25 protein-coding genes are annotated in these 24937 nt (G+C 68.0%); 13 read left to right on the top strand and 12 right to left on the bottom strand.

The genetic code is table 11. From position 1 onward, the window contains the following. Window positions 1-21: 21 nt before the first annotated feature. From FFS72_RS19830 to FFS72_RS19820, 3 genes are all read left to right on the top strand, one after another. On the top strand, window positions 22-1236 hold the full coding sequence (locus tag FFS72_RS19830) for an acetyl-CoA C-acetyltransferase (RefSeq protein ID WP_137875535.1): 1215 nt from the start codon (window positions 22-24) through the stop codon (window positions 1234-1236). 31 nt (window positions 1237-1267) lie between these two features. After that, window positions 1268-3409, top strand: a complete 2142-nt coding sequence (locus FFS72_RS19825; RefSeq protein WP_137875534.1) for a 3-hydroxyacyl-CoA dehydrogenase NAD-binding domain-containing protein — start codon at window positions 1268-1270, stop codon at window positions 3407-3409. Window positions 3410-3525: 116 nt separating this feature from the next. Beyond that, complete coding sequence (locus FFS72_RS19820; protein ID WP_137875533.1) at window positions 3526-3900, top strand: PH domain-containing protein; 375 nt, start codon at window positions 3526-3528, stop codon at window positions 3898-3900. A 69-nt stretch (window positions 3901-3969) separates the two neighbouring features. Here FFS72_RS19820 and FFS72_RS19815 read toward each other — a convergent pair whose 3' ends face one another. Beyond that, a complete protein-coding gene (locus FFS72_RS19815) occupies window positions 3970-5286 on the bottom strand; it encodes a class I SAM-dependent methyltransferase (protein WP_137875532.1) in 1317 nt (438 codons plus the stop codon). Beyond that, window positions 5283-6734, bottom strand: coding sequence for an FAD-binding oxidoreductase (locus FFS72_RS19810; RefSeq protein ID WP_137875531.1), 1452 nt, complete (start codon window positions 6732-6734; stop codon window positions 5283-5285). Before FFS72_RS19810 ends, FFS72_RS19815 begins: the two co-directional genes overlap by 4 nt. A gap of 212 nt (window positions 6735-6946) precedes the next feature. Here FFS72_RS19810 and FFS72_RS19805 point away from each other — a divergent pair, with 212 nt between their 5' ends. Continuing rightward, window positions 6947-7381, top strand: coding sequence for an SRPBCC family protein (locus FFS72_RS19805; protein WP_137875530.1), 435 nt, complete (start codon window positions 6947-6949; stop codon window positions 7379-7381). On the opposite strand, the gene FFS72_RS19800 is transcribed toward FFS72_RS19805, so the two are convergent. After that, a complete protein-coding gene (locus FFS72_RS19800; RefSeq protein ID WP_249353416.1) occupies window positions 7378-8067 on the bottom strand; it encodes an Rv3717 family N-acetylmuramoyl-L-alanine amidase in 690 nt (229 codons plus the stop codon). The genes FFS72_RS19805 and FFS72_RS19800 overlap by 4 nt on opposite strands. Window positions 8068-8316: 249 nt before the next feature. Here FFS72_RS19800 and FFS72_RS19795 point away from each other — a divergent pair, with 249 nt between their 5' ends. After that, entirely contained in the window at window positions 8317-8616 is a 300-nt protein-coding gene (locus tag FFS72_RS19795; protein WP_216596665.1) for a YbaB/EbfC family nucleoid-associated protein, read from the top strand. A 12-nt stretch (window positions 8617-8628) separates the two neighbouring features. Continuing rightward, complete coding sequence (gene recR, locus FFS72_RS19790) at window positions 8629-9237, top strand: recombination mediator RecR (protein ID WP_050067384.1); 609 nt, start codon at window positions 8629-8631, stop codon at window positions 9235-9237. Between the two features lie 25 nt (window positions 9238-9262). On the opposite strand, the gene FFS72_RS19785 is transcribed toward recR, so the two are convergent. Further along, window positions 9263-10189 (bottom strand): LysR family transcriptional regulator, encoded by a 927-nt coding sequence (locus FFS72_RS19785; protein WP_137875529.1) that lies wholly within the window; start codon window positions 10187-10189, stop codon window positions 9263-9265. Window positions 10190-10295: 106 nt separating this feature from the next. Between FFS72_RS19785 and FFS72_RS19780 the strand changes: the two genes are divergently transcribed. Together FFS72_RS19780 and FFS72_RS19775 are read left to right on the top strand one after the other, a co-directional pair. Beyond that, window positions 10296-11723, top strand: a complete 1428-nt coding sequence (locus tag FFS72_RS19780) for an NAD(P)/FAD-dependent oxidoreductase (RefSeq protein ID WP_137875528.1) — start codon at window positions 10296-10298, stop codon at window positions 11721-11723. Window positions 11724-11845: 122 nt separating this feature from the next. Then, window positions 11846-12691 (top strand): helix-turn-helix domain-containing protein, encoded by an 846-nt coding sequence (locus FFS72_RS19775; RefSeq protein WP_137875527.1) that lies wholly within the window; start codon window positions 11846-11848, stop codon window positions 12689-12691. Here FFS72_RS19775 and FFS72_RS19770 read toward each other — a convergent pair. Further along, window positions 12651-13856 carry an MFS transporter gene (locus FFS72_RS19770; protein ID WP_171018754.1) on the bottom strand — a complete coding sequence of 402 codons (1206 nt, stop codon included), beginning with the start codon at window positions 13854-13856 and terminating at the stop codon, window positions 12651-12653. The two genes, FFS72_RS19775 and FFS72_RS19770, sit on opposite strands and share 41 nt — an antisense overlap. Window positions 13857-14053: 197 nt before the next feature. Between FFS72_RS19770 and FFS72_RS19765 the strand changes: the two genes are divergently transcribed. After that, window positions 14054-15517, top strand: a complete 1464-nt coding sequence (locus FFS72_RS19765; protein WP_249353415.1) for a lipase family protein — start codon at window positions 14054-14056, stop codon at window positions 15515-15517. Between the two features lie 267 nt (window positions 15518-15784). On the opposite strand, the gene FFS72_RS19760 is transcribed toward FFS72_RS19765, so the two are convergent. The 4 genes from FFS72_RS19760 to FFS72_RS19745 form a co-directional block, all read right to left on the bottom strand. After that, window positions 15785-16411 carry a maleylpyruvate isomerase family mycothiol-dependent enzyme gene (locus FFS72_RS19760; protein ID WP_137875525.1) on the bottom strand — a complete coding sequence of 209 codons (627 nt, stop codon included), beginning with the start codon at window positions 16409-16411 and terminating at the stop codon, window positions 15785-15787. 104 nt (window positions 16412-16515) lie between these two features. Further along, a complete protein-coding gene (locus FFS72_RS19755) occupies window positions 16516-17232 on the bottom strand; it encodes a type 1 glutamine amidotransferase (RefSeq protein WP_137875524.1) in 717 nt (238 codons plus the stop codon). Further along, window positions 17225-18481 (bottom strand): Mur ligase family protein, encoded by a 1257-nt coding sequence (locus tag FFS72_RS19750; RefSeq protein WP_137875523.1) that lies wholly within the window; start codon window positions 18479-18481, stop codon window positions 17225-17227. The genes FFS72_RS19755 and FFS72_RS19750 overlap by 8 nt, the downstream gene beginning before the upstream one ends. A gap of 30 nt (window positions 18482-18511) precedes the next feature. Next, window positions 18512-19432: an EamA family transporter gene (locus FFS72_RS19745; protein ID WP_137875522.1), complete on the bottom strand. Its 921-nt coding sequence runs from the start codon at window positions 19430-19432 to the stop codon at window positions 18512-18514. Window positions 19433-19504: 72 nt separating this feature from the next. Here FFS72_RS19745 and FFS72_RS19740 point away from each other — a divergent pair, with 72 nt between their 5' ends. Next, a complete protein-coding gene (locus tag FFS72_RS19740; protein ID WP_137875521.1) occupies window positions 19505-20395 on the top strand; it encodes a LysR family transcriptional regulator in 891 nt (296 codons plus the stop codon). A 51-nt stretch (window positions 20396-20446) separates the two neighbouring features. Here FFS72_RS19740 and FFS72_RS19735 read toward each other — a convergent pair whose 3' ends face one another. Further along, complete coding sequence (locus tag FFS72_RS19735) at window positions 20447-20836, bottom strand: SHOCT domain-containing protein (protein ID WP_050067393.1); 390 nt, start codon at window positions 20834-20836, stop codon at window positions 20447-20449. Window positions 20837-20955: 119 nt separating this feature from the next. Between FFS72_RS19735 and FFS72_RS19730 the strand changes: the two genes are divergently transcribed. Next, on the top strand, window positions 20956-21381 hold the full coding sequence (locus FFS72_RS19730; RefSeq protein ID WP_137875520.1) for a DUF6325 family protein: 426 nt from the start codon (window positions 20956-20958) through the stop codon (window positions 21379-21381). A 16-nt stretch (window positions 21382-21397) separates the two neighbouring features. Further along, window positions 21398-21742, top strand: a complete 345-nt coding sequence (locus tag FFS72_RS19725) for an SHOCT domain-containing protein (protein ID WP_137875519.1) — start codon at window positions 21398-21400, stop codon at window positions 21740-21742. 85 nt (window positions 21743-21827) lie between these two features. Here the strand turns inward: FFS72_RS19725 and leuA are convergent, their stop codons facing one another. Next, window positions 21828-23636, bottom strand: a complete 1809-nt coding sequence (gene leuA / locus FFS72_RS19720) for a 2-isopropylmalate synthase (protein WP_137875518.1) — start codon at window positions 23634-23636, stop codon at window positions 21828-21830. Window positions 23637-23968: 332 nt separating this feature from the next. Between leuA and FFS72_RS19715 the strand changes: the two genes are divergently transcribed. Beyond that, window positions 23969-24676, top strand: a complete 708-nt coding sequence (locus FFS72_RS19715; RefSeq protein WP_171018753.1) for a pentapeptide repeat-containing protein — start codon at window positions 23969-23971, stop codon at window positions 24674-24676. Window positions 24677-24700: 24 nt separating this feature from the next. Here FFS72_RS19715 and FFS72_RS19710 read toward each other — a convergent pair whose 3' ends face one another. Further along, window positions 24701-24934: a DUF8691 family protein gene (locus tag FFS72_RS19710; RefSeq protein WP_137875516.1), complete on the bottom strand. Its 234-nt coding sequence runs from the start codon at window positions 24932-24934 to the stop codon at window positions 24701-24703. Window positions 24935-24937 lie beyond the last annotated feature (3 nt).

Below are 24937 nucleotides of genomic sequence, written 5' to 3'. Positions count from 1 at the left end.
CCGTGCACAGGAAGGAACACCGTGACCACAGAGGCCTTCATCTATGAAGCCATCCGAACTCCACGTGGCAAGGGCAAGAACAACGGGTCGCTCCACTCGGTGAAGCCGATCGACCTGGTCACCGGACTGATCGACGAGCTGCGGGTGCGGTTCCCCGATCTCGACGAGGATCGGATCTCCGATGTGATCCTCGGTGTCGTGTCGCCTCTCGGCGACCAGGGCGCCGACATCGCCCGCACCGCGGTGACGGTTGCCGGCCTGCCCGAGACGGTCGGCGGCGTCCAGATCAACCGCTTCTGCGCCTCCGGCCTCGAGGCCGTGAACATGGCCGCGCAGAAGGTGCGTTCCGGCTGGGACGAGATGGTCATCGCCGGTGGTGTCGAGTCGATGTCCCGCGTGAAGATGGGCTCGGACGGCGGCGCCTGGATGCTCGACCCGGCCACCAACTTCGACACCTACCTGGTGCCGCAGGGCATCGGTGCCGACCTGATCGCCACGATGGAGGGCTTCTCCCGCGAGGATGTCGACGCGTACGCGGTCCGCTCGCAGGAGCTGGCGGCCAAGGCGTGGGCGGGCGGCTACTTCGCCAAGTCCGTCGTCCCGGTCAAGGACATCAACGGCATCACCGTCCTCGACAACGACGAGCACATGCGTCCCGGCACCTCCGTCGACGCGCTGGGCAAGCTGGCTCCGTCGTTCGCGGGTCTCGGTGAGATGGGCGGCTTCGACGCCGTCGCGCTGCAGAAGTACCACTGGGTCGAGAAGATCAACCACGTCCACCACGGCGGCAACAGCTCGGGCATCGTCGACGGTGCCGCGCTGGTGCTGGTCGGTTCCGAGCGGGCCGGCCAGGAGATGGGTCTGACGCCGCGGGCTCGCGTCGTCGCGACCGCCACCTCCGGCGCCGATTCGACGATCATGCTCACCGGCCCCACCCCGGCGGCGCACAAGGTGCTCGCCCAGGCCGGACTCACGGTCGACGACATCGACCTGTTCGAGATCAACGAGGCCTTCGCGTCCGTCGCGATGAAGTTCCAGAAGGATCTGAAGATCCCGGACGAGAAGCTCAACGTCAACGGTGGCGCGATCGCGATGGGTCACCCGCTGGGTGCGACCGGCGCGATGATCACCGGAACCATGGTCGACGAGCTCGAGCGGCGAGGCGCCCGCTACGCACTCGTCACGCTGTGCATCGGCGGCGGCATGGGCGTGGCCACCATCATCGAGCGCGTCTGACGCTCACCGGACAATCAGGAGAGACAGCACTGTGAGCGATCAGAACATCATCAACTGGGAGCAGGACGCCGACGGCATCGTCGTGCTCACCATCGACGACCCGAACCAGGGCGCGAACACCATGAACGACCGGTACATCTCCTCGATGAAGGAGACCGTCGACCGGCTGCACGCGGAGAAGGACTCCATCACCGGTGTCGTTCTCACCTCGGGGAAGAAGACCTTCTTCGCCGGTGGCGACCTCAAGAACATGATCAAGTCGGGTCCCGAGGACGCCGAGTACATCTACAACCACAGCCTCGCTCTCAAGGCGGACCTGCGTCGCCTCGAGACCCTCGGCAAGCCGGTCGTCACCTGCATCAACGGTGCTGCGCTCGGCGGCGGCCTGGAGATCGCGCTCGCCACGCACCACCGCATCGCTGCGGACGTCCGGGGCGTGAAGATCGGTCTGCCCGAGGTCACCCTCGGTCTGCTGCCCGGCGGCGGCGGCGTCGTCCGCACGGTCCGCATGTTCGGCCTGATGACCGCGCTGACCCAGATGCTGCTGCAGGGTCAGCAGCGCGGGCCGGTGGAGGCGCAGAAGGTCGGCCTCGTCGACGAGGTCGTGTCCTCGGTCGAGGAGCTCGTGCCCGCCGCGAAGGCGTGGATCAAGGCGAACCCGGACAAGAACGTGCAGCCGTGGGACGTGAAGGGCTACAAGATCCCCGGTGGCACCCCGGCCACCCCGGCGTTCGCGGCGAACCTGCCTGCGATCCCGGCGAACCTGCGCAAGCAGCTCAAGGGCGCCAACATGCCCGCACCGCGCGCGATTCTCGCGGCCGCGGTCGAGGGCAGCCAGGTCGACGTCGACAATGCGCTGAAGATCGAGTCCCGCTACTTCACCTCGCTGGTCACCGGCACCGTCGCGAAGAATATGATCCAGGCGTTCTTCTTCGACCTGCAGACCATCAACGGTGGCGGTTCGCGTCCCAAGGACGTGCCGAAGCGTGAGATCAAGAAGGTCGGCGTGCTCGGCGCCGGCATGATGGGCGCAGGCATCGCCTACGTCTCGGCGAAGGCAGGCTTCGAGGTCGTCCTCAAGGACGTGTCCCTCGAGGCTGCCGAGCGTGGCAAGAACTACTCGGAGAAGATCGAGGCCAAGGCACTCTCCCGTGGGAAGACCACGGAGGAGAAGTCGAAGGCTCTCCTCGACCGGATCACCCCGAGCGCGGACGCCGCCGACTTCGCGGGCGTCGACTTCGTCATCGAGGCCGTGTTCGAGTCGGTCGAGCTCAAGCAGAAGGTGTTCCAGGAGATCGAGGACGTCGTCGACGCCGACGCGCTGCTCGGTTCCAACACCTCCACGCTGCCGATCACCGGTCTCGCGACCGGGGTCAACCGCCCCGAGGACTTCATCGGCATCCACTTCTTCTCGCCCGTCGACAAGATGCCGCTGGTGGAGATCATCCGCGGTGAGAAGACCTCCGACGAGGCTCTCGCCCGGGTCTTCGACTACGTGCTCGCCATCCGCAAGACCCCGATCGTCGTCAACGACTCGCGTGGCTTCTTCACCTCGCGCGTCATCGGCACGTTCGTCAACGAGGCCATCGCGATGGTTTCGGAGGGCATCGAGCCGGCGACCGTCGAGCAGGCGGGTATGCAGGCCGGTTACCCGGCGGCGCCGCTGCAGCTGTCGGACGAGCTGAACCTGACGCTGATGCAGAAGATCCGTGCCGAGACGAAGGCTGCGGCGATCGCCGAGGGCAAGACCCTGCCCGCCGACCCGGCCGGTGACGTCATCAACTTCCTCGTCGAGGGCAACGACCGCAAGGGCCGCCTCGGCGGCGCGGGCTTCTACAACTACGAGGACGGCAAGCGCGCCGGCCTGTGGCAGGGCCTGCGGGAGCAGTTCAACTCCGGATCGGCGACCCCGCCGATCCAGGACCTGATCGATCGCATGCTGTTCATCGAGGCGATCGAGACGGTCAAGTGCTTCGACGAGGGCGTCCTGACGTCCACGGCCGACGCCAACATCGGCTCGATCATGGGCATCGGCTACCCGGCGTGGACGGGTGGCGTCAGCCAGTTCGTCACGGGCTACCCGGGCGGCGTCGCCGGCTTCGTCGCGCGCGCCGAGGAGCTCGCCGCGAAGTACGGTGAGCGCTTCACCCCGCCCGCTTCGCTGAAGGGCTAGAACCGCACCGACCGAAGGTGCCTGTCGCGTGGTTTCGACCGAGCGGCAGGCACCTTCGGCGTTTCCGGGGGACGTTTGTCGTGGCGCCGCCTGGCGCCGACGGCTAGCGTTGTCGTGTGATCGATTTCGAGAACGCCGCGTACGCCAAGCTCGGTCCCATCAATCCGGCCGACCTGCAAGCAGAGATCGCTCCGCTTCTCGTCGAGGGTGAGCAGATACACCTCGCCTTCAGGGGAATGCGCGACAGTGTCGTGTTCACCAACAAGCGGTTCATCGCGATCAACGTGCAGGGCATGGCAGGCAAGAAGCGCGACTACACCTCATTGCCCTACAGCAAGATTCAGTCGTGGAGCATCGAGACGGCGGGAGCGTTCGATCGCGATGCGGAGCTGGAGATGTGGTTCAGCGGGCTGGGAAAGGTTCGGCTCGAGTTCAAGGGCAAGGTCGACATTCGGCAGATCGGACAGCTGATCGGCAGCTTCGTCCTGTGACCGAAGGAAGGTGCCTGCCGTTCGCGCGATGCGAGCGGCGGGCACCTTCGTCGTGTGTCGGGGGAGCGGCTACGCCCGCCACCAGGGGCGGAGGGGGAGGTCGGCGCGGCCCCGATCGTCGAGCTTGACGGCCAGAACCTGGTGCAGCTGAACGGTGTTGCGTTCGAATCCGAGTTGGGAGCCTGCCATGTAGAGGCCCCACACCTTCGCGGTGCCCTCGCCGACCTCGGCGACGCAGTCGTCCCAGTTGACCTCGAGGTTGCGGCACCAACCGGCCAGGGTCAGCGCGTACGACTCCCTCAGGTTCTCCTCGTGGCGGACCTCAAGTCCGACGTCCTGGATCTCGGTGATGATCCGGCCGGAACCGGTGAGTTCACCGTCGGGGAAGACGTACCGGTCGATGAATCCGCCTGCGCGGGCGTGGTGCTTGTTGTCGGGGCGGGTGATGCAGTGGTTCAACAGGATGCCGCCGTCACGCAGTTTCGACTTGATGAACTCGAAGTACGACGGATAGTTGTGCACCCCGATGTGCTCCGTGAGACCGATCGACGACACCGCGTCGAACCCGGTTTCGGTGATGTCGCGGTAGTCGGAATGCCGCACCTCCGCGACGCCGGACAGCCCTTCGTCGACGATGGCCTTCTGCGCCCACTCGGCCTGCTCCGCGGACAGTGTGACGCCGATCGTCTTGACGCCGCGTCGCGCCGCGTAGCGGACCATTCCGCCCCAGCCGCAACCGATGTCGAGAAGGCGGTCGCCTTCCTTGAGGTTCAGCTTCTCGAAGACGAGCCGGTACTTGTTGTCCTGCGCGTCCTCGAGTGACTGGTCCTCCGACTCGTACGCGGCGCAGGTGTACGTCATGGACGGCCCGAGCACTTTCTCGTAGAAGGCGTTCGAGACGTCGTAGTGGTGGTGGATCGACTCGGCGTCGCGGGTCTTGGAGTGCCGCAGGCCTTCGGCGATGCGTCGCCACCGCGGCAGCGACTCCTGGGGCGGGGGAGCGACGGGCTTGAGCACGTCCCAGCCGAGGGAGCGGGTGATCTGGGCGAGCTCTCGCGCGGAGGGCCGACTGAAGTGCAGGTGTTCGCCGAGAACTCGGAGCACCTCGTACGGGTTTCCGGGATGGCTCCCGAAGATCTCGAGGTCGCCGGAGATGTATGCGCGGGCGAGCCCGAGGTCACCGGGGGCGGTCACCAGGTACGTGGTGCCGCGCGGTGAGCGCAGGTGCAGGTGGAACCGTGCGTCGGGCGAGCCCAGCGAGCTGCCGTCGTATGCGGTGAACCGGACGGGGAGGTCCTTCCCGACGACGATCTCGAGGATCTCCGCGATGGACAGTTTGGGGCCGGCCGACGCGAGTGTTGGCTTCGGATCCTTGAACGTGGTCATTGACGTTGCACCGCCTTCGAATACAGGTCGTGGAGACGCGATTCCGGGTCGTACTTCGTTTTCAGTTCGTCGTAGCGTTCGCCGCCGTAGAGGGCGGTGAACTCGTCCTTCGCGTAGTAGGAGTCGGAGTAGAGGGACTTGTGTCCGTCGAAGTCGGTGACGGTGCGCTCGATGAGCCGGTTCATGGCGCCCTCCGGCTGCCCGGCGACGATCGGCACCGACGACCAGAATCCGATGTTGACGTAGGTGCGTTTCGGTTCGAGGGGGTACAGCGGCCACGGCCGGTCGGCTGCGGCGTTGGCGGGTGCGGGCTCACGGAGTCGCAACGGGCACAACCAGATCGGCTCGATGGGCACTTCCCGAAGGAACCAGTCGACGAAGTCGGCGGTGCGCTCGATCGGCACCTCGACGTCCTGGACGACGCGTTCGCGCGCAGGCAGGCCCTTGCGCTTCTCGAGACGGTCGCCGATGTCGTACTTCCGGTCGAGTGCGATGAGCTTCCAGTAGAAACTGCTGCGGCGGTAGCGCTTCGGCCACCAGCGCCGGATCTTCGGGTTCTGCGTTCCGAAGGCGCGCGAGCACCAGAACCAGTCGGTGTCCCACCGCCACAGGTAGTCGTGGATGGTGAGGCGGTCGACCTTCGGATGATTCACCGACTCGTGCTGGATGGACCGGTAGTAAACGTCCATGTCGGTGTAATCCGACACGGGGCCGGGGGCGTCGGTCTGCACTCCGAGCGTCAGGTACGACTCGTTCGCCGAGAAGACGACCCCGTCGAGGTAGTGGACGTCGATGCCGTCGTACGTCCGCGTCCGGGTGATCTCGTCCATCGTGGACTGCAGCGATTCGAGGTCGTCGAACCGCAGGTGACGCAGCGCCACATACGGTTTGACGGGTTCGAGCCGGATTCGGATACGGGTGGAGTAGCCGAGCGTGCCGTAGGAGTTGGGGAATGCGAAGAACAGGTCGGCGTGGTCGCCGTCGGGTGTCGCGGTGACGATCTCGCCGCTGCCGGTGAGGACGTCGATCTCCAGAACCGACTCGTGGGGAAGACCGTTGCGGAACGACGTGGATTCGATACCGAGTCCGGTGACGGCGCCGCCGAGGGTGATGGTCTTCAGCTGCGGAACCACCAGGGGTGCCAGGCCGTACGGGAGCGTCGCCGCGACGAGGTCCTCATAGGTGCACATGCCCGCGACGTCGGCCGTGCGGCTGTGCGGGTCGACGGAGATCACGTCGGTCAGCCCGCTCACGTCGAGCCCGGGGACGTCGGTCGCGCTGCGCGCCCGGAACAGGTTGGATGTCTTCTTCGCGAGGCGCACCGTCGCATTCGGTGGGATGGCGCGATAGCTCGCGAGAAGTCGCTCGACCCCCACGCGATGGGCCTGTGGCCCGGTTTCGCGCGGTGTGGTCGATCGCCTGCGGAATGCACTCGACGTGGCTGCCACCCTCCGAAACTATCCCTTGGTTGCCGTCGAGGCGACAGATGCGCGCACGAAGGCGCCCGGCGAGTCGCGCTCACGCGTACGGATGCCGTGGTCGCGCGCTGTGATACGGCGCACAGGGGCTCCGGCGGGGCTGGCCGCGACTGTCGCGGTACGGGCACGATGGAGTGCATTCGAGGGCGGCGGTCGGTCGCCCGCAGTGATGAGGAGAGCACGTGGGACAGGTCAGCGCCAGCAGTTCGGTCGACGTCGGAGCGGCCCCCGAGGCGGCGCTCGCCGCGGTTGCGGACTACCAGACAGTGCGTCCTCGGATCCTGAGCGAGCACTACTACGACTACTCGGTGATCGAAGGCGGTCAGGGGGCGGGCACCGTCGTGGCCTGGTCGCTCAAGGCGACGGAGAAGCGGACCCGCCACGTGAAGGCCACGATCACCGTCGCGGGCGACACCGTCACCGAGACCGACGCCAACTCCAGCATGGTGACCACCTGGACGGTGACCCCGAACGGGTCCGGTTCCACGGTGACGACGACCACGACGTGGACGGGCGCGGGCGGCATCGGCGGATTCTTCGAGAAGATCTTCGCGCCGCTGGGTCTGAAGAAGATCCAGGCTGCTGTTCTCGCGAATCTCGCGCGCGAACTGGCCTAACTCCCCCCGAGATACTCGGCGATGCCGTGCACCACGGCGAGTGCGTAGCGTTCGCGCCCGGCATCGTCGGTCATCTGCACTGCTTCCAGTGGATTGCGCATGTTTCCGAGTTCGACGAGGATCGATGGCCGCTGGGACAGATTCAGTCCGGCCAGGTCGGAGCGCGGCAGCAGTCCGTCGTCACCGATGTAGGTCGCCGGTACCAGTCCGCGGTCGACGAGCGCGTCGCGCATCGTCTCGGCGAACTCGACGGACGCGCCTGCCTGCACGTCGTTCAGCGGTGGCGCGGAATAGCTGACATGGAATCCCTGGTCGTCGGTGTCTGCGCCGTCGGCGTGGATCGCGACGACGGCGTCGGCCCCGGACGCGTTCGCGGTTGCGGCGCGCTCGTCGACGCAACTGCCGACCGAGGTGTCGTCCGGCCGGCTCATCTCGACCCGGGCGCCCCGGAACTCGAGTTCGGTGCGCATCAGCCCGGCGACCTGCCAGGTGAAGGTGTGCTCGGGATAGCCGGTCGCGGTGGACGTGCCCGTGGTCTGGCAGTCCTTGGTGCCGCCGCGACCGGTGGGGACCTGCGCGGTGATCGCCGCGTCGTGCGACCCACTGTGTCCGGGGTCCAGGAAGACGGTCTTACCGACGAGGGCCCGGTTGCCCGCGGTGCCGGTGGCTCCGCGTTCGGACCCGATGCGAGGCGCGGGTGCGGCGGGTTCGGCCGCGGTGACCACGTCGTCGGTGGGGATGGTGCAGGCGGAGAGCGTGAACACGATCGCGCCTCCGCACGCGACGGCGCGCCCGAGGTTACGGGCGAGGGTTGCGGCGCTCGGACCGCGAGGCCGGGACGTCGCTTGCACGCGCTCACCGTAGCCGGGTGCGTCTACGCTGGCGTGTAAACACGCAGAAAGGACCACAACGTGCAGCCCGGTGGACAACCCGATATGCAGCAGCTTCTCGCGCAGGCTCAGCAGATGCAGCAGCAGCTGATGGCGGCGCAGGCCGAGATCGCCCAGACCGAGGTCACCGGTCAGGCCGGTGGCGGGCTCGTGACCGCGACCGTCAAGGGCACCGGTGAGGTCGTGGCGCTGGCGATCGATCCCAAGGTCGTCGATCCCGAGGACGTCGAGACCCTGCAGGATCTGGTGATCGGCGCGATCGCGGACGCGTCGAGCAAGGCCCAGGAAATCGCGGCGGGGAAGCTCGGTCCGCTCGCGGGTGGCATGCCCGGCCTCCCGTTCTAGGCGAGGCGAGGAGTGTACGAGGGTCCGGTTCAGGATCTGATCGACGAACTCGGCAAACTGCCGGGGGTCGGCCCGAAGAGTGCGCAGCGGATCGCCTTCCACCTGCTCGGTGTCGAACCGCCGGAGATCGAGCGACTGCAGAACGCGTTGCAGCGGATCCGTGACGGCGTGCAGTTCTGTGTCGTGTGCGGCACGGTGTCCGACAAGGAACGGTGCCGGATCTGCTCCGACGACCGCCGCGACCGCACCGTCATCTGTGTGGTGGAGGAGCCGAAGGACGTCCAGGCCGTGGAGCGGACGCGCGAGTTCCGGGGGCGGTACCACGTGCTCGGTGGCGCGCTCGACCCGCTCAGCGGCATCGGGCCGGATCAATTGCGTATCCGGGAGTTGTTGGCGCGCATCGGGAACCAGGAGGACGGCGTCGACGTCGCGGAGGTCATCATCGCGACCGACCCGAACACGGAGGGCGAGGCCACGGCCACGTACCTGGTGCGGATGCTGCGCGACTTCCCGGGGCTGACGGTCACTCGGCTGGCGTCCGGTCTGCCGATGGGCGGCGACCTCGAGTTCGCGGACGAGCTCACCCTGGGTCGGGCGCTGTCGGGCCGCCGCACCATGTGACGCCTGCCCGGGGCTCGGTGCCGGCTCAGGGGCCGTCCGATTCGGGATCGGGCGGCGGTGCGGGCGGGGTCGTCGGGTCCATGGCGAGGCGCAGCGCGTTCACCAGGAACGACAGCGCGGCCGACTCGGTCGCGCCGTTGCGGACGACGCCGCACACGGGCACCCGCAGCCGGTTGTTCGCCTCCCGCATCACGCGCAGCCCGGGCCGCGGCGCGTTGGCGCTGACCGTGGAGGCGAACAGCACCGTCCACGCCCGCGGGTTGGTGATGACGTCGAGCGTCGCGGTGTGGTCGCGGGCGATCGGCGGTCCCAGTTGAACCCGCCGCCCGACCTCGACGAACGCGTCTTCGACGACGCTGTGGATCAGGACCTGGCTGCTTCGCGGCGGTAGCAGCAGCGGGTAGTGGGCGAGGTCGCCGAGATCGACGGTGGAGAAGGCGGACTGAGGGTGCTGGCTCGAGGTCACGACCAGGAGGTCCTCGATGCCGAGCTCCACCGTTTCGAGACCCGGCCGGTCCAGGTCGCCGCGGATCAGGGCGAGATCGGCGTCGCCCGACGCGACGGCGTCGATCCGGTCCGCGAAGCTCTTGATGACGAATTCGATGTCCAGGTCGGGGTAGCGGCCGCGGACGCGGGCAATCGCGTCGAGGCTTTGCGGCGCGAAGCTCATGTTCGCGCAGATCCGGATGCGGTTGCGCGGTTCCTTCGCGACGGCGAGCGCCCGGACTTCGAGGTGCTGCACCTCCTGCGCGATCGGGACCAGGCGTAATCCGGCCGCGGTCGGTTTCACGACGCGGGTCGACCGGTCGAACAGGGTTGTTCCCAGTTCTTGTTCGAGCTTCGCGATCTGGTGGCTGATCGCGGATTGGGAGATGAAGCACTTCTCGGCCGCGCGACTGAAGCTCAGTTCCTCGCTCACTGCGAGGAAGTAGCGCAATTGACGGAAGTCCACCAGACGATCTTACTTATGAGCAATCGAGATAACTGTCTGCCGTATATCACGGTTACATGGCGGAACCGACTCGGAACTACTTAGCGTTGCTCTCATAACTGATTCAATGGCGATTCAGCAGGAGGAAACCGTGGGTGAGGCAGTGGCCGCCGAGGTCGACAAGGACCACACAGAAACCGTCATCGTGGGGTCCGGATTCGGAGCCCTCGCGACGGCGAAGAAGCTGGCCAAGGCCGGTAGGCCCTTCGTGCTGATCTCCGAGACCACCGAACACCTCTTCCAGCCCCTGCTGTACCAGGTGGCGACCGGCGTCCTCTCGGCAGGCGAGATCGCCCCGTCGGTGCGCGCGATCCTCAAGGACTACCCGAAGGCGGATGTCCGGCTCGGCCGGGTCGTCGGCGTCGACGCCGAGGCCAAGGAGCTGGTGTACGAGGCCGCAGGCCAGCGCCACACCATCGGCTACGACACGCTCGTCGCCGCGACCGGTGCCCGTCAGTCCTACTTCGGCCGCGACGAGTTCGCCAAGGTCACCTACGCGCTGAAGACCGTCAACGACGCGAAGCGGCTGCGGGACCAGATCGTGCGGTGCTTCGAGGAGGCGCACACGACCTCCGACGCCGAGCGCGCCAAGAACCTGCTGAGCTTCATCGTGATCGGCGCGGGCGCGACGGGCGTCGAGCTCGCGGGCCAGATCAAGGAACTCGCCGGACGCTACTTCGAGCAGTCGATCCGCGGCATCACCGCCGGTGACGTCACCGTCACCCTCGTCGAGGGTGCGGGCGTCGCGATGCCCGCGTACGGCGGCAAGCTCAGCGAGTACACCAAGACCTCGCTGGAGAAGGCGGGCGTCGAGGTCGTGCTCAACACCCTCGTCACCGACATCGACGCGCACGGCGCCACCCTCAAGGCGCATGGCGAAACCGAGGGCATCCGGCGTACCGCCGAGACCGTCATCTGGTCGGCGGGCGTGCAGGCCAACGACTTCGCCGCGGTCCTCGCCGAGCAGACCGGGTGCGACACCGACCGCGCCGGTCGACTGCTCGTCAACCCCGACCTCACCGTCGGTGGCCGCGCCGACATCTTCGCCGTCGGCGACATGACCTCGCTGAACAATCTGCCCGGTCAGTCGCCGGTCGCGATGCAGGGTGGACGCCACGTCGCCCGCACCATCCTCGGCAAGACCAAGCGCGGGACCCCCTTCAAGTTCCGTGACAAGGGCAGCATGGCCATCATCAACCGGTTCCGTGCGGTGACGAAGGTCAAGAGCATCGAACTGACCGGCTTCATCGCCTGGGTCCTGTGGCTGGCAGTGCACATGGTGTACCTGGTGGGCTTCCGCAACCGCTACGTCGCCGTGATGTCGTGGATGGGGTCGTTCCTCGGGCACCGTCGCCCGCACTTCCACTACGCGCAGGAGCCGCAGCACATCGCGGAACCGACTGCGTCGGACGACGAGGCAGTCGAGGAGATCGCGCCCGAGGTGATCACGAGCGTGGTGCCCGCCGAGCGCAAGGAGCCGGTGACGGTCTCCTGACCACCCGGCACAGTCCGCCGTACGGCCGCGTCCCCGATTCGGGGCCGCGGCCGTACGCGTACCGGGCGGGGAATATCGCGGGTGTGCCTGTCGTTGTCCGGGACTGTCGCGAAAGGAGCCGCATGACAGTCGATTCCGCACCTGTCGGAACTCGGGCACTCGGTGTCGACGACGTGCTCGCCGGGTTGCGGTGGCGATGCGCGACAGGGGAGGTCGTGCGCCTCGAGGCCTGCCGGAGTCGGCGAGTCGAGGACGGCGAGTCGAGTGCCGCGCTGGTCGTGGACGGGTTGGTCCGTGTCGAGGACCTGGGTGATCCGCAGGACCTGGCGCCGGGTGACTTCCTCTTCGTGCCGCACGGTCACGGCCACACGATGCGGGCGCTGTCGGAGGCGACGATCCTGCGCGTGCGGATGGTCCCGGCCGGCACCTCGGGTGCGCTGGACGCCCTGCCCCGCCGGGTGATCCTCACCGAGTTCGCCGAGCACGAGCCGACGGCGCACACACTGTTGCGGAACCTGGTCGAGGGCGATGGTCACCCACACGGCGTTCTCCGCGACCGCGTCGCCACCCTGATCGCATCGATCGCGGTGTCGTCGTGGCATGCCCGCGGATGTGCGCCGAACCGGTGGCTGCTGCGAGTGGACGACCCCGGACTGGCACGTGCCGTCGCGGCGATCCACGCCGAACCGGGCCGGGAGTGGACCGTGGAAGCGCTCGCCCGTGTGGCGCTCGCGTCCAGGTCCGGGTTCGCTGCCCGGTTCACCGCGGCGACCGGACAACCTCCGGGCCGCTACCTGTCCGCTGTCAGAATCGAACAGGCGCAGCGGATGCTGGCGTGGAGGGATGTCTCGGTCGCCGCGGTCGCACACCGGCTCGGCTACGGTTCCGACACCGCTTTCGGCCGGGCGTTCCGCAGGCACACCGGGGTCACGCCGTCCGAGTGGCAGCGTCAGCGCGGCCGAGGGTGACCCGGACGAGCAGTCCGCCCGCCACCGTGACCACCGCGGCGACCACGTAGGTCACTCCCACTCCGAGTTCGTCCACCCCGCGCCCACCGACCGCGGAGCCGAGGATGATCGCGGTCTGGAAGCAGGCGACGAGGAGCCCGCTCCCCGCCTCCACCCGGTCCGGCAGCACTCGCGTCACCCAGACCTGGGCGAGGTTCAGCAGTCCGCCGAACGCCGCGCCCCAGACGAGGACCGCGAGATACCCGGGGGCGGGCACCCCGGCGGACACCGCGACCGCCAGCACGGACAGTCCGATCGCTCCGGGCACGGCCACCAGCAGCGGCTGCAGCCACCGGTCGGCGAGGCTGCCGAGGACGAAGTTGCCGACGACGCCCCCGGCGCCGAACAGGGCCAGCAGGATCGCGACCGATTCCGGACCGGCGCCGAGCAGCTCGGCGAGCGCGGGCCGAATGTACGTGAAGCCGGTGAAGTGTCCGGCGATGACGGCCACGAACCCGATCAGTCCGAGCGTCACCCCCGGCGATCGGAGCGCGCGTCCCATCGCCGTCCACCCGACTCCTGCGGCGGGCGCGATCGGCGGCAGAGTCAGTCGGACCGCGACGGCCGCGGCGAGCGTGAGGATCGCGGCGACGGCGAAGACGACGCGCCAGCCGGCGAACGTGCCCAGGAGTACTCCGAGGGGCACCCCGGCCACGGTCGCGAGTGTGGTGCCCGCATTGACGATCATCATCGCCTTCCCGACGCGGTCGGCGGGCACCAGTTGGGTGACGATCACCAGCGCCATCGACCAGTAGCCGCCGATCGCCAGGCCGAGCAGCAGTCGCGCCAGCATCAGCACCGCGATGTTCGGCGCGACCGCGACCAGGATGTTCGAGGCCACGGCCGCGACGGTCAGTGCGACCAGGAGGGTGCGCCGGTCCAGCCGGGGGAACAGTGAGCCCATCCCGAGTGCGGCCACCAGCGCGGTGAGCGCGGTGACGCTGACCGACAGCCCGATCACGCCCTCGGTGACACCGAGTTGGGTGGCGACGAGGGTGAGCACGCCGGGCGGCAGGAACTCGGCGGTGACCAGGGCGAAGCTGCCCAGGAACATCGTCGCCAACGCGGGCCAGGCGCGTCGGGTCGGGGCCGCCGCGCGGTCGTCGGCGATCAGGTTGGTTGTCATGTCCGATGTCAACAACGCGGCCCTGGGATTCACGCCCACCCGGGCGCCACACCACTCGATCCAGACGCCAGATCCGTTCGGATTCGGACAAAGCGGCCGTACTGCCGTCGTCGTAAGTTCGAAATCCTAAGTGTCGACACGCAATCCGGCGCTCCGGCTTCGTCGCTGACAGTGCCCGCCGGTGTTAGCGTGCCGCAATGCGCATCCAGCACGGGGGTTTCTGGGTTCGAATGTGTGTCGCCGCGCTCGCGGTGACGGTCGTGGTCGGTGGCGTAGGCGCCACGGCCGCGGCGCAGTCCAGTGGCAGTGCCGGCGGCGAGGGGTCCGTCGGCACCGGTTCGTTGACCGACGGCACCGGCTCGGACGGCGAGCCGCTCAACGGCACCACGCTCATCACCGGCTCGCTCGGCACCGCGTCGGTGGCCCGGTCGCCGCTGGGGTCCGTGCTGCCACCGCTGGTCGACGCAATCGTGCCCGCGCCGAATCCGCCGTACCCGGACCTCGACGCACTGTGGCGGGCGATCCTGCCGTCCCCGATCGGGGAGCCGTTCTTCGACGACTTCCCGCCGGGCCTGCCGGGGATGGCGAACGGCCAGATCATCGAGGTCCGCGACGTGACTGCCGTCGCCGTCCAGTTCCTCCGCGGCCCGGTCCGCGAGGTGCGGCAGTTCAAGGTCAAGACCACCGACTCACACGGCGGACCGTCGTTCGCGACCGCGACGCTGGTGGTCCCGGCCACGCCGTGGGACGGGCCCGGCCCCCGCCCCGTACTGGTCAACAACGTGCCGATCAACGGACTCGGCCGCGACTGCACGCCGTCGCACACCCTCGCGCACGGCATCACCCCGTCCACGAACCCGTTCGAACTGGTGCGTCCCGTCACTACGAAGGCGGAGGAGCGCGGGTACGCCGTCCTCATCCCGGACCACGAGGGCCCGCAGATGGCGTACGGCGAGCCGTTCGTCGCCGGGCACGCGATCCTCGACACGATCCGCGGGATGCGGAATCTGTACCCGGCCGAGTTCGGGTCCTCCAAGCTCGCGATGATGGGCTACTCCGGCGGTGCGATCGCCACCAGCGGTGCGGTCAAGCTGCTCGACGAGTACGCGCCCGAACTCGAAAGCGACATCCTCGGTGCCGCGATCGGCGGGGTGCCCGCCGACTACGACATGCTGGGCCGCACGATGAACGGCAACCTGGCCGGAGGCCTGTTCATGGCCGCGGTCCTCGGTGTCGCGCGGCAGCAGACCGAGATTCTCCCCCTGATGAACGATCTGGGTGAACGACTCGGGACATCCGGTCTCCGTAACGCGTGCGTGACGACACTGGCGCTCGCCGGTGTCCCAGGTGTTCCCGTCGAGGCACTGGCCAACATCAAACAGGTGCTGAGTTCGCCTGTGGCGCAGGGAATTTTCGCGGAGATGAAGATGGCGGACCGGCCGTCGGGTACGCCGCTGTACATCTACAACGGTGGTCAGGAGTTCTGGATTCCGGCGCTCGGCACGCAGAACCTGTACGCCGAACAGTGCGGGCTCGGTGTGCCAACCGTGTACCGCCAGGTGCCAGGTGAGCACATCATCGGCGAGATCACCGGCAACCCGGGCGCATTCGACTGGGTGGACGCGCGACTGCGGGGCGAGCCGGCGCCGGACGAGTGCTGACGAGCGGGTTCCCGGGCGTGATCGGACCGGGAGAATCGCCAGTTCACGACTATTGCCAGTGGCAGTGGGGCGGCGTACCGTCGGTAGTGCGGATCGAGGAAAAGTGAATTGGTAATGGTTCGACAGACCTCGAAAAGCAGAGATCCGGCCGAGAACGCGATTCATCGCTACGTTCCCGGCCGAACCCCTGTCTGGGCCCGTTCGCAGTCGGGTGTCGCGCTCACCGGTTTCCGGGCACCTGTTCGAGTCGGGTGCGGTCGTTGACCGTCAGATCCGTTCCCGGAGACTGTCCACGCCGTCGCCGGTGAGGCCGTCGAGTCCAGCCGCGCGGCCCGTCATGGCCATCACGAGATCCAACATGGGCCCGGCGACCTCGGGGCCGGCACCGATCGTCCACGCAGTGTCCGTCGCCCGCAGGGACAGACCCGCGATCCGATTCTTCGTGCCGATCAACAGGTTCGAGCCCTTGTAGAAGTCCGCGACGCGTACCAGTGCGTCCATGGGGTAGTCGTGCTCGATGCCGAGTGGACGGCGGATGTCCTCGGCGTGGACGAGGGTTTCCCCCAGCCACGAGTCCACCGGCCCCGGCGGGCTCGTCGTCGCGGTGAGCACGGACCGGAACTCGGCGAGGGTGTCGGCCGGTGTGCCACGGGTCTCGGCTGCCACGTTCTTCGCCGCGAAGACCGCGAATCGCAGGCCCGTCCCGACCATTCCGCTCACGAACTTGTACGGCGTCATCTTCGCGGTCGCGGTCAGATGTCCGAGGACCTCCCACACCGACCACTGTGTGCACAGGGACGGTGTGGACCATTGGTCGTCGGTGAGTGCGGCGAGATCCTCCGCCAGCGCCGCGCGTTCGGCGTGGATCGCAGGCCAGGGTGCAGCGTTCGCCATGTCCCCTCCCGGGGTGGGTGTGTACTTCGGAAGCTACACCCGTCGGGAGGGGAAGCGACAGGCTGCGAGGTCGGTCGAACAGATCCCGCAGCGGGTGGTCGCATTCAGCGCCCGACGGCGAGCCGTTCCTTTCGCAGCCGCTCCACCTCGGCCAGTTCGAGGGGTGGCAGTGTGTCGACATCCATGGCGCGCGCCAGCAGTAGGTCCGCGAGCTCCGGGTTTCGGGCGAGCACGGGGCCGTGCATGTAGGTGCTGATGACCGATCCCTGCACGACACCTTCGTGTCCGTCGCCGACACCGTTGCCGACGCCGTGGGTGACCTTCCCGAGCGCACGAGCGTCGGATCCGAGAGCCGTTCCGCCGCGGTGGTTCTCGAACCCGGTGAGCGGCTGGGTGAGACCGTCGATCAGTGGCCGGGTGATGACCTCGCCGATGGAGCGGGTCTGCTGCGGGGACGTGGTGACGTCGAGCATCGAGACACCGTCGACGCGTTCGCCCGCCGACGTCTCGTACCAGTGCCCGAGCACCTGGATCGCGGCGCAGATCGCGAGGACGGGTGCGCCGCGCTCGGCGGCCTTCTGCAGACCCGGGTAGCGCTGCAGGTGGCGGGTCGCCAGTCGCTGCGCCGAATCCTCCGCTCCACCAAGGGTGTACACGTCGAGGGAATCCGGAACCGGATCGGAGAGGGTGATCTCGACGATCTCGGCGTCGATCCCGCGCATCCGTAGACGCTGCCGCAGGATCAGTGCATTGCCGCTGTCGCCGTAGGTGCCCATGACATCGGGGAGCACCAGCCCGATCCGCACGGTCGACTCAGACATTCTCGGACCTCCTCGCGATCGCGGTGTTCAGATCCCGGAACGCCGTGTAGTTCGCCAGCACCTCGACCCGCCCCTCAGGACAGGACGCGATGGCGCGCAACGGATTCGGCTCCAGAGTGTGTTCGACTCCGGCATAGGTGAGCCGGACCGCGAGGTCGGTGGCGCGCTCGCCTGCCGCGACGACCTTGACGCCCTCGAAGTGCTCGAACCGAACGTCCCACAGCCACGACAGATCCTCGCCGTCGGGCACCTGACCGTTCACCGCGATGACGAGGCCGTCGACGGAGTGGTCGATCATCGACAGCGCCTCCTGCCATCCCGCCGGGTTCTTGGCGAGCAGCATCCGCAGCGAGTGCGCGCCCACCTGGACGGACGCGTAGCGACCGGCGATCTCGCGGACCCCTTCGGCGGCGGCGATCGCGGCCTTCGGGTCGGCGCCGAGCGCGACGGCAGCGGCCACCGCCTGCGCCGCGTTCCCGCGGTTCGCGCGGCCGGGCAGCGTCAACGTCATCGGCAGCACCAGGCCGTCAGGGCCGTACAGGTTCTCGTCGTCCACCCACCAGTCCGGCGTCGGACGGGCGAAGTCGGTACCCGTGCTGCGCCAGTTCCCGTCGGCGTCCCACACGATCGGTTCACCGCTGCGCGGGCAACTGGTGGCGTCGTTCGCCCAGCCCGCGCCCGCCGCGACCCAGACGACGTTCGGATTGTCGTAGGCGGCGGACGAGACCAGGACGTCGTCGCAGTTAGCGACGACCACCGCATCCGCGTGGGCGGCGAGTCCAGCGCGAAGCCTGCGCTCGATCATGTTGATCTCGCCGACCCGGTCCAGCTGGTCGCGGCTGAGGTTCAGCAGCACGATCGCCGCCGGGTTCAGTGCGTCCGAGACGTGGGGGGTGTGCAGCTCGTCGACCTCGATCGCCGCGAGTTCGGCGTCCACCCCGACACTGAGGGCGGAGACGATGCCCGCGTCCATGTTCGCGCCGTCGGGCTGCGTCGCGACGGTGCCGATCGTCGCGAGCGCGGCGGCGGTCATCCGGGTCGTCGTCGACTTGCCGTTGGTGCCGGTGACCAGCACCGTTCGCTTGCCCTGTCCCAGCTGCGTCATGACGGTCGGGTCGATCTTCAGGGCGATCAGCCCGCCGATCATCGAGCCGTTACCGCGTCCGGCCTTCTTCGACGCCCAGGACGCCAGCGCGGCGACGCGGAGGGCGAGCCTTCCGCGCGCGGAGAATCGAGTGCTAGTTGCCACGCGCGCAGTTTTCCACACCCGGTGCCGAGGTCAGACTCGTGCAGGTACGGGGGTGGGCAGGGACACAGTCGGTGTCGGGTCCGTGGCGCGTGGACGCGTCAGTCCGTACAGGCAGCCGCCGACGACGACCACGCCGCCACACAGTGCGGCCACGGTCGGTTGTTCGCCGAGGACCAGCCAGGACGCGGCGATCCCGACGACCGGCACGAGGAGCGAGAACGGCGCGACCGTCGACGCGGGGTAACGGCTCATCAGCCCGGTCCACAGGCCCGACCCGACGATCGTGCCGAGGACGACGATGTACACCAGTCCGGCGAGCGCGGGCAGGCCGTCGGCGTCGAACGAGGATCCGAGCGCAGACCACCCCGCGGTCGGGCCCTCGATCGCCGCGGACAGGGCGAGCATCGGCAGCGGCGGCACGACCGTCATCCACAGCATCAGCCGCATCGGGGAGTCGGTCCTGGCCTGCTTGCTGCCGATGTTGCCGAGCGCCCACCCGAACGCGCCGCACAGGGTCAGCAGCAGCGGCAGCAGGCTTGCGTGCGCGAACCGGTCCCAGCCGATCGCGACCATGCCGCCGACGGCGACGACGATTCCGACCACCTGACGCCGGCTCACCCGTTCGTGGAGGAACAGTGCTCCCAGCAGCACCGTCATCGGTGCGGACGCCTGCAGCACCAGCGACGCGAGCCCGGTCGGCATCCCGGTGCTCATCGCCCAGAACAGGAACGTGAACTGCAGCACCCCGAAGCCCGTGCCGTACAGCAGGAGCCAGCGCAGTGGGACGTTCGGGCGCGGCACGAACAGGACGACCGGGACGGCGATGACCAGGAAGCGCAGTGCCACGAAGAAGAACGGCGGGAACCGGTCGAGGCCGGCGCGAATGGCCAGGAAGTTCAGCCCCCACAGCAGCGCGACGGTGATCCCGAGGAGGCGGTCGCGGTTCGTCATGCCGTTTATCGTTGCGTCGGCAAACCATCAGCACAATCGAATATAAGTGGACGATTGATGTAAATTTTCTACATGGATGCGGAGCGGTTGCGGGTGCTGAGGGAACTGGCCGACCGCGGCACCGTCGCCGCCACCGCCGCAGCGCTCTCCCTCACGCCGTCCGCCGTCTCACAGCAACTGAAGATCCTCGCCCGCGAGGCGGGTGTCCCGCTGCTCGAGCCGGACGGCAGGCGCCTGCGGCTCACCGACGCGGGCCACGCCCTCGTGCTCCGCGCCGACGACGTCCTCGCTGCACTCGACCGGGCCGCCGCCGAGATGGCGTCCTACGCCGGCTCGCCGCGCGGACGGGTGCGGGTGGCGCTCTTCCCGTCCGGAGCAGCTCTGCTGCTTCCCGGTGTGATCGCCCGCGCCGCGGCGGGCGGAACGATCGTCGACGCCACCGACGTCGACGAACCCGCCACCGCCGTGCCGCACCTTCTCGCCGACTTCGACGTGGTCCTCACCCACCGTGACGAACGGGCCCCGACCCTCGTGTCCCCGCGGGTGCGGATCGAAACACTCATGCGCGAACCCATCGACCTCGTGATGCCGTCCGACCACCCCTACGCCGGCCGATCCTCCGTCGCGCTCGACGAACTCGCGGACGAGAGCTGGATCAGCGTCCGCGGCGGATTCCCCGTCGACGACGTACTCGAATCGGTTGCCGCCGCAACCGGGGTTCGGCCGCGAGTCGTGCAGCGCATCAATGACTTCCGCGTCATCGAGGAGCTCGTGCTCGCGGGCCACGGCGTCGCGCTGATGCCACGCCATGTGTCGTTGCAGCGCGGGCTGGTCAGCGCGCGACTCGCAGGCGTGCGGGCCGCCCGAACCTACGAACTCGCCACCCGCCCCGCCGCGGCGCAGCGTCCCGCGGTCGCCGCGGTTCTCGCCGCCTTCCGGGCCACCGCGGCTGCCCTCGCCTGAACACACGACTGCGGCCCGCTCCGGCAGGAGCGGGCCGCAGTGGGGGACCTACTAGCCGAGTGCCTTCGACTTGAGCGAGGCGAACTCGGCCTCCGTGATGGTTCCTGCGTCGAGTAGCGCTTTCGCGTCGGCGATCTGATCGGCCGGTGACTTGCCTGCGACCGATTTGATGTAGGCGTCCTGCTCGGTCTTCATGGTCTGCGCGGCGGCGAGCGACCGCTGCGCCATCCCGTTGCCGCGCGCGATCAGGTAGATCAGCGCGGTCAGGAATGGCACGAAGATCAGGAAGAACACCCACACCGCCTTCCACCAGCCCGAGAGCTTGTGGTCGCGGAACAGGTCGCCGATGATCGAGAAGAGCAGCATCAGGTACGCCACGAAGGCGAACGTGATGAGTATCAGCCACAGGAAATCCCAGAACGTGTCGACAGCGGAGTTCATCGGACGGCTCCATTTCGCAGAGGTGGATCGGGTTGATACGAGGATCGCGTGTCCGCGGGCATCCCGCCTCATCCGCAGCGGGTGATGCGCACATCGCCCAGCGGCGTGAGGGTGGACGCATGGAAGAGACGGTGAACATCGGGCCGGTCGAACTGGTGGTACTGGCGTTTCCTGGCGCACAGGCCGACCCGGCGACCGTGGCCGCATTGCAGGACGTGGTGGCGAAGGGATATGTGACCCTGCTCGACCTCGTCTACCTCGCCAAGGACGAGGCAGGGAACATCAGACAGGTCGACGTCGACGAGGACCTCCAGGACGTGGGCCTGGAGATCCTGTCGATCGAGGCGAAGGCACTGATCAGCGACGAGGACCTCGACGTCGTGCGCGACGCGCTCGAGCCGGGCACCTCGGCCGCGATCATCGTGTACGAGGAGACCTGGGCCAGGAACTTCACGTCGACTGCGAGGGCCGCGGGGGGCGAGCTCGTGCTGCACGTACAGATCCCACACGAAGTCGTCGTCGCCGCAGTCGAAGCCGCACTGTAGAGGAAGGGACACGGACATGGTTTTCAGAGCAGGGCGCGTCGGACGCCCCGGACTTCTCGGAACGGTCGCGCGGACCGCGGTCGTCGCGGGCACAGCGCGTGCGACGACGAACGCGATGGACCGGCGGGCACAACGCAAGTACTCCGAACAGCAGGCGTACTCCGATCAGCAGGCGCAGGAGCAGGCGTATCAGCAGCAGCAGTACGCCCAGCAGGCCGCCGCTCAGCAGGCCGCGGCCGCACCGCCGGCTGCGGAGGAGGACCCGCTGATCGCGAAGTTGAAGCAGCTCGGCGAGCTGCACCAGTCCGGTGTGCTCAGCGACGAGGAGTTCGCCTCGGCGAAGGCGAAGCTGCTGTCCTGATCCACGAACAAAGGTGAGGGGAACCCGTACCCGGTCGGACCGGATACGGGTTCCCCTCACCCTTTGTGTCAGTGAGTGCGGTGTGTCAGTGGGCGCGGTTGACGGCGGAGACGACCGCACGCAGCGACGCGGTGGTGATGGACGTGGCGATACCGACGCCCCACACGACCTTGCTGGTGCCGTCGGGGAGCGTCACCGCGGCTTCGACGTAGGCGGCGGCCTGTGCGTCGTCGCCCGCGGACATCGCGTGCTCGCTGTAGTCCAGGACCCGGACGTCGAAGCCGATGGTGCCGAGGGCGTCGACGAACGCGGCCAGCGGGCCGTTGCCGGAGCCGGAGATCTCCTGCTCCTTGCCGTCCACCTTCACGACCGCGGCGATGGAGTCCGTTCCGCCGTCCACCTCGGACGCCGTGACCTTCTGCCGCATCCGCTCCAACGGCAGGACCGGTGCCAGGTACTCCTCGTGGAAGACGTCCCACATCTCCTTGGGGGAGACCTCGCCGCCCTCGCCGTCGGTGATCTTCTGCACGGACTGCGAGAACTCCATCTGCAGTCGGCGCGGCAGGACCAGGCCGTGGTCGGCCTTCATGATGTACGCGACGCCACCCTTGCCGGACTGCGAGTTCACGCGGATGACCGCCTCGTACGTGCGGCCGACGTCCTTCGGGTCGATCGGCAGGTACGGAACCTGCCAGACGATGTCGTCGACGTCCGCGTCCTGCGCGTCCGCGGAGAACTTCATGTCGTCGAGACCCTTGTTGATCGCGTCCTGGTGGCTACCCGAGAACGCGGTGTAGACCAGGTCGCCACCGTACGGGTGCCGTTCCGGGACGGGCAGCTGGTTGCAGTACTCGACGGTGCGGCGGATCTCGTCGATGTTCGAGAAGTCGATCTGCGGATCGACACCACGGGTGAACATGTTCAGCGCGAGGGTGACCAGGCAGACGTTTCCGGTGCGCTCGCCGTTGCCGAACAGGCAGCCCTCGATGCGATCGGCGCCGGCCTGGTAGCCCAGCTCCGCGGCCGCGACACCGGTGCCGCGGTCGTTGTGCGGGTGCAGTGACAGGATCACCGAGTCGCGGCGGGCCAGGTTCCGGTGCATCCACTCGATCGAGTCGGCGTACACGTTCGGCGTCGCCATCTCGACGGTCGCGGGCAGGTTCAGGATGACCGGGTTCTCAGGGGTCGCACCGAGAACCTCGGTGACCGCGTCGCACACCTCCTTGGCGTACGACAGCTCGGTGCCGGTGTACGACTCGGGGGAGTACTCCCAGCGCCAGTTGGTGTCGGGGTACTTCTTCGCCTCGTCGAGAACCAGTGCGGCGGCGTCGGTCGCAATCTTCTTGATCGCGTCCTTGTCGGCGCGGAAGACCACGCGGCGCTGCAGGATCGAGGTGGAGTTGTAGAAGTGCACGATCACGTTCTTCGCGCCGTGGCAGGCCTCGAAGGTGCGGGTGATCAGCTCCGGCCGTGACTGCGTCAGCACCTGGATGGTGACGTCGTCGGGGATGGCGTTGTCCTCGATGATCTCGCGGACGAAGTCGAAATCGGTCTGGCTGGCGGACGGGAAGCCGACCTCGATCTCCTTGTAGCCCATGCGGACCAGCAGGTCGAACATGCGGCGCTTGCGGGCCGGGCTCATGGGGTCGATCAGGGCCTGGTTGCCGTCACGCAGGTCCACGGCGCACCACTGCGGGGCGCGGTCGATGACCTTGTCGGGCCAGGTGCGATTGGGGAGGGTGACCTGCTCGACCTCCTCCGCGAACGACCGGTAGCGGTACGTCGGCATGGAGGAGTTCTTCTGCGTGTTCCAGGCAGGCTGGTCGGCGGGCGCAGGCTTGGACGGCGGCGTGATGATGCGCGATCCGGAAGTGAAAGCGTCGGCGGGTGACATTGACGAATCTCCGAAATGTGGGGACGGGTAGTCCAGGAGGGGAATCGACCGGCGCATCAAACCCCGCGACAGGTGCCGGTCTGGATCAGACCCCGTCGCGGCGGTGAAGAAGGAGCGCCCGCTGCATGTCGAGCAGTCTACTCGCACGACCCGTGGGCCGAACGTGCGCATGGGGGCGGCGGCACAGCCCAAGGGGGGATTGTCGGCCATGTCGTCGTTCTCGGACGCTTGTTTCACAAAAGTCGCTCGTAGACTCGACCGTTTCGCTACTGTGTGCCGGTCAGAGTGGATTCGGCCCTCTGACCGGGGGTTTCACTGGAAGCGAGATCGACATGTCGGTAGGGCTGAACAAGCGACGGAATCATACTGCGGCCAAGGTCGGCGCCACTGCGTTCGGAGCGGGCCTGCTGCTCGCCGGCGCGGTGCTCGCGGCACCCTTTGCGTCCGCGGACACGACCATCGGCGGATGCACAATCGTCTCGGCGCCCACCGCGGCCGAGTTCACCGACTGCGCGGGTGCCAACCTGGTCGGTGCGAACCTTTCGGGCGTGGATCTGTCCCACGCCAACCTTGCGGGTGCCAACCTGCTCGGTGCCGATCTCACCGGCGCGAAGCTGGTCGGTGCGAACCTGTCGAAGGTGAACTTCTACCTCGGCTATGCGACGGGCGCGGACTTCACCGGAGCGAACCTCTCGAAGGCGAACCTGTCGAGCGCCGACCTCACCGGCGCCAACCTGACGAAGGCCACGCTGACGGACGCCGAGCTCGGCGGCGCCAAGCTGATCGACGCGGTCCTCACCGACGCTGTCGACGCGGACCTGGCCGGCGCGGTCACCGAGGAAGAGCCGCAGGCAACGGGCAGCTCCGTTCCCGTCGACGAAGCAGGCGCGCCGCTCGGAATCAACATCACCGGCTCTGCGAACACCGCAGGACTCGGAGGGAACGTCGGCGGTGGTGACAACAACCCGGTTGATCCGAACTCCTGGCTGAACATCACCGGCTCGGTCAACGACAGCCGCGTCGGCGGCGCCGTCGGATAGGACCGGCGGGCCCCTTCTCGGGGACTAGCCGTCGGAGTCGGGTACCTGCCGCATTTCCACGAGTGTCAGGCCGAGCGCGTCGAACCTCGCGAGCATCGCGCGTAGTTCCTGATCTCCGCTCACCGTCCCGGTCAACTGTGTGAACCCGATCGGTGCGGCCGTGGCTGTCAGTTCCGGAAAGGCAGCCATGGCCCGCTCCGACAGGGCTCCGCGCACGATGAACTCGTAGCGGACCCGGTCGTGAGGGGTACGAGTCACCGT

This window comes from Rhodococcus sp. Q, from assembly GCF_005503035.1.
GTDB lineage: Bacteria > Actinomycetota > Actinomycetes > Mycobacteriales > Mycobacteriaceae > Rhodococcus_G.
Note: the sequence above shows the minus strand (reverse complement) of the source record. Positions and strands in the feature narration are given on the sequence as shown.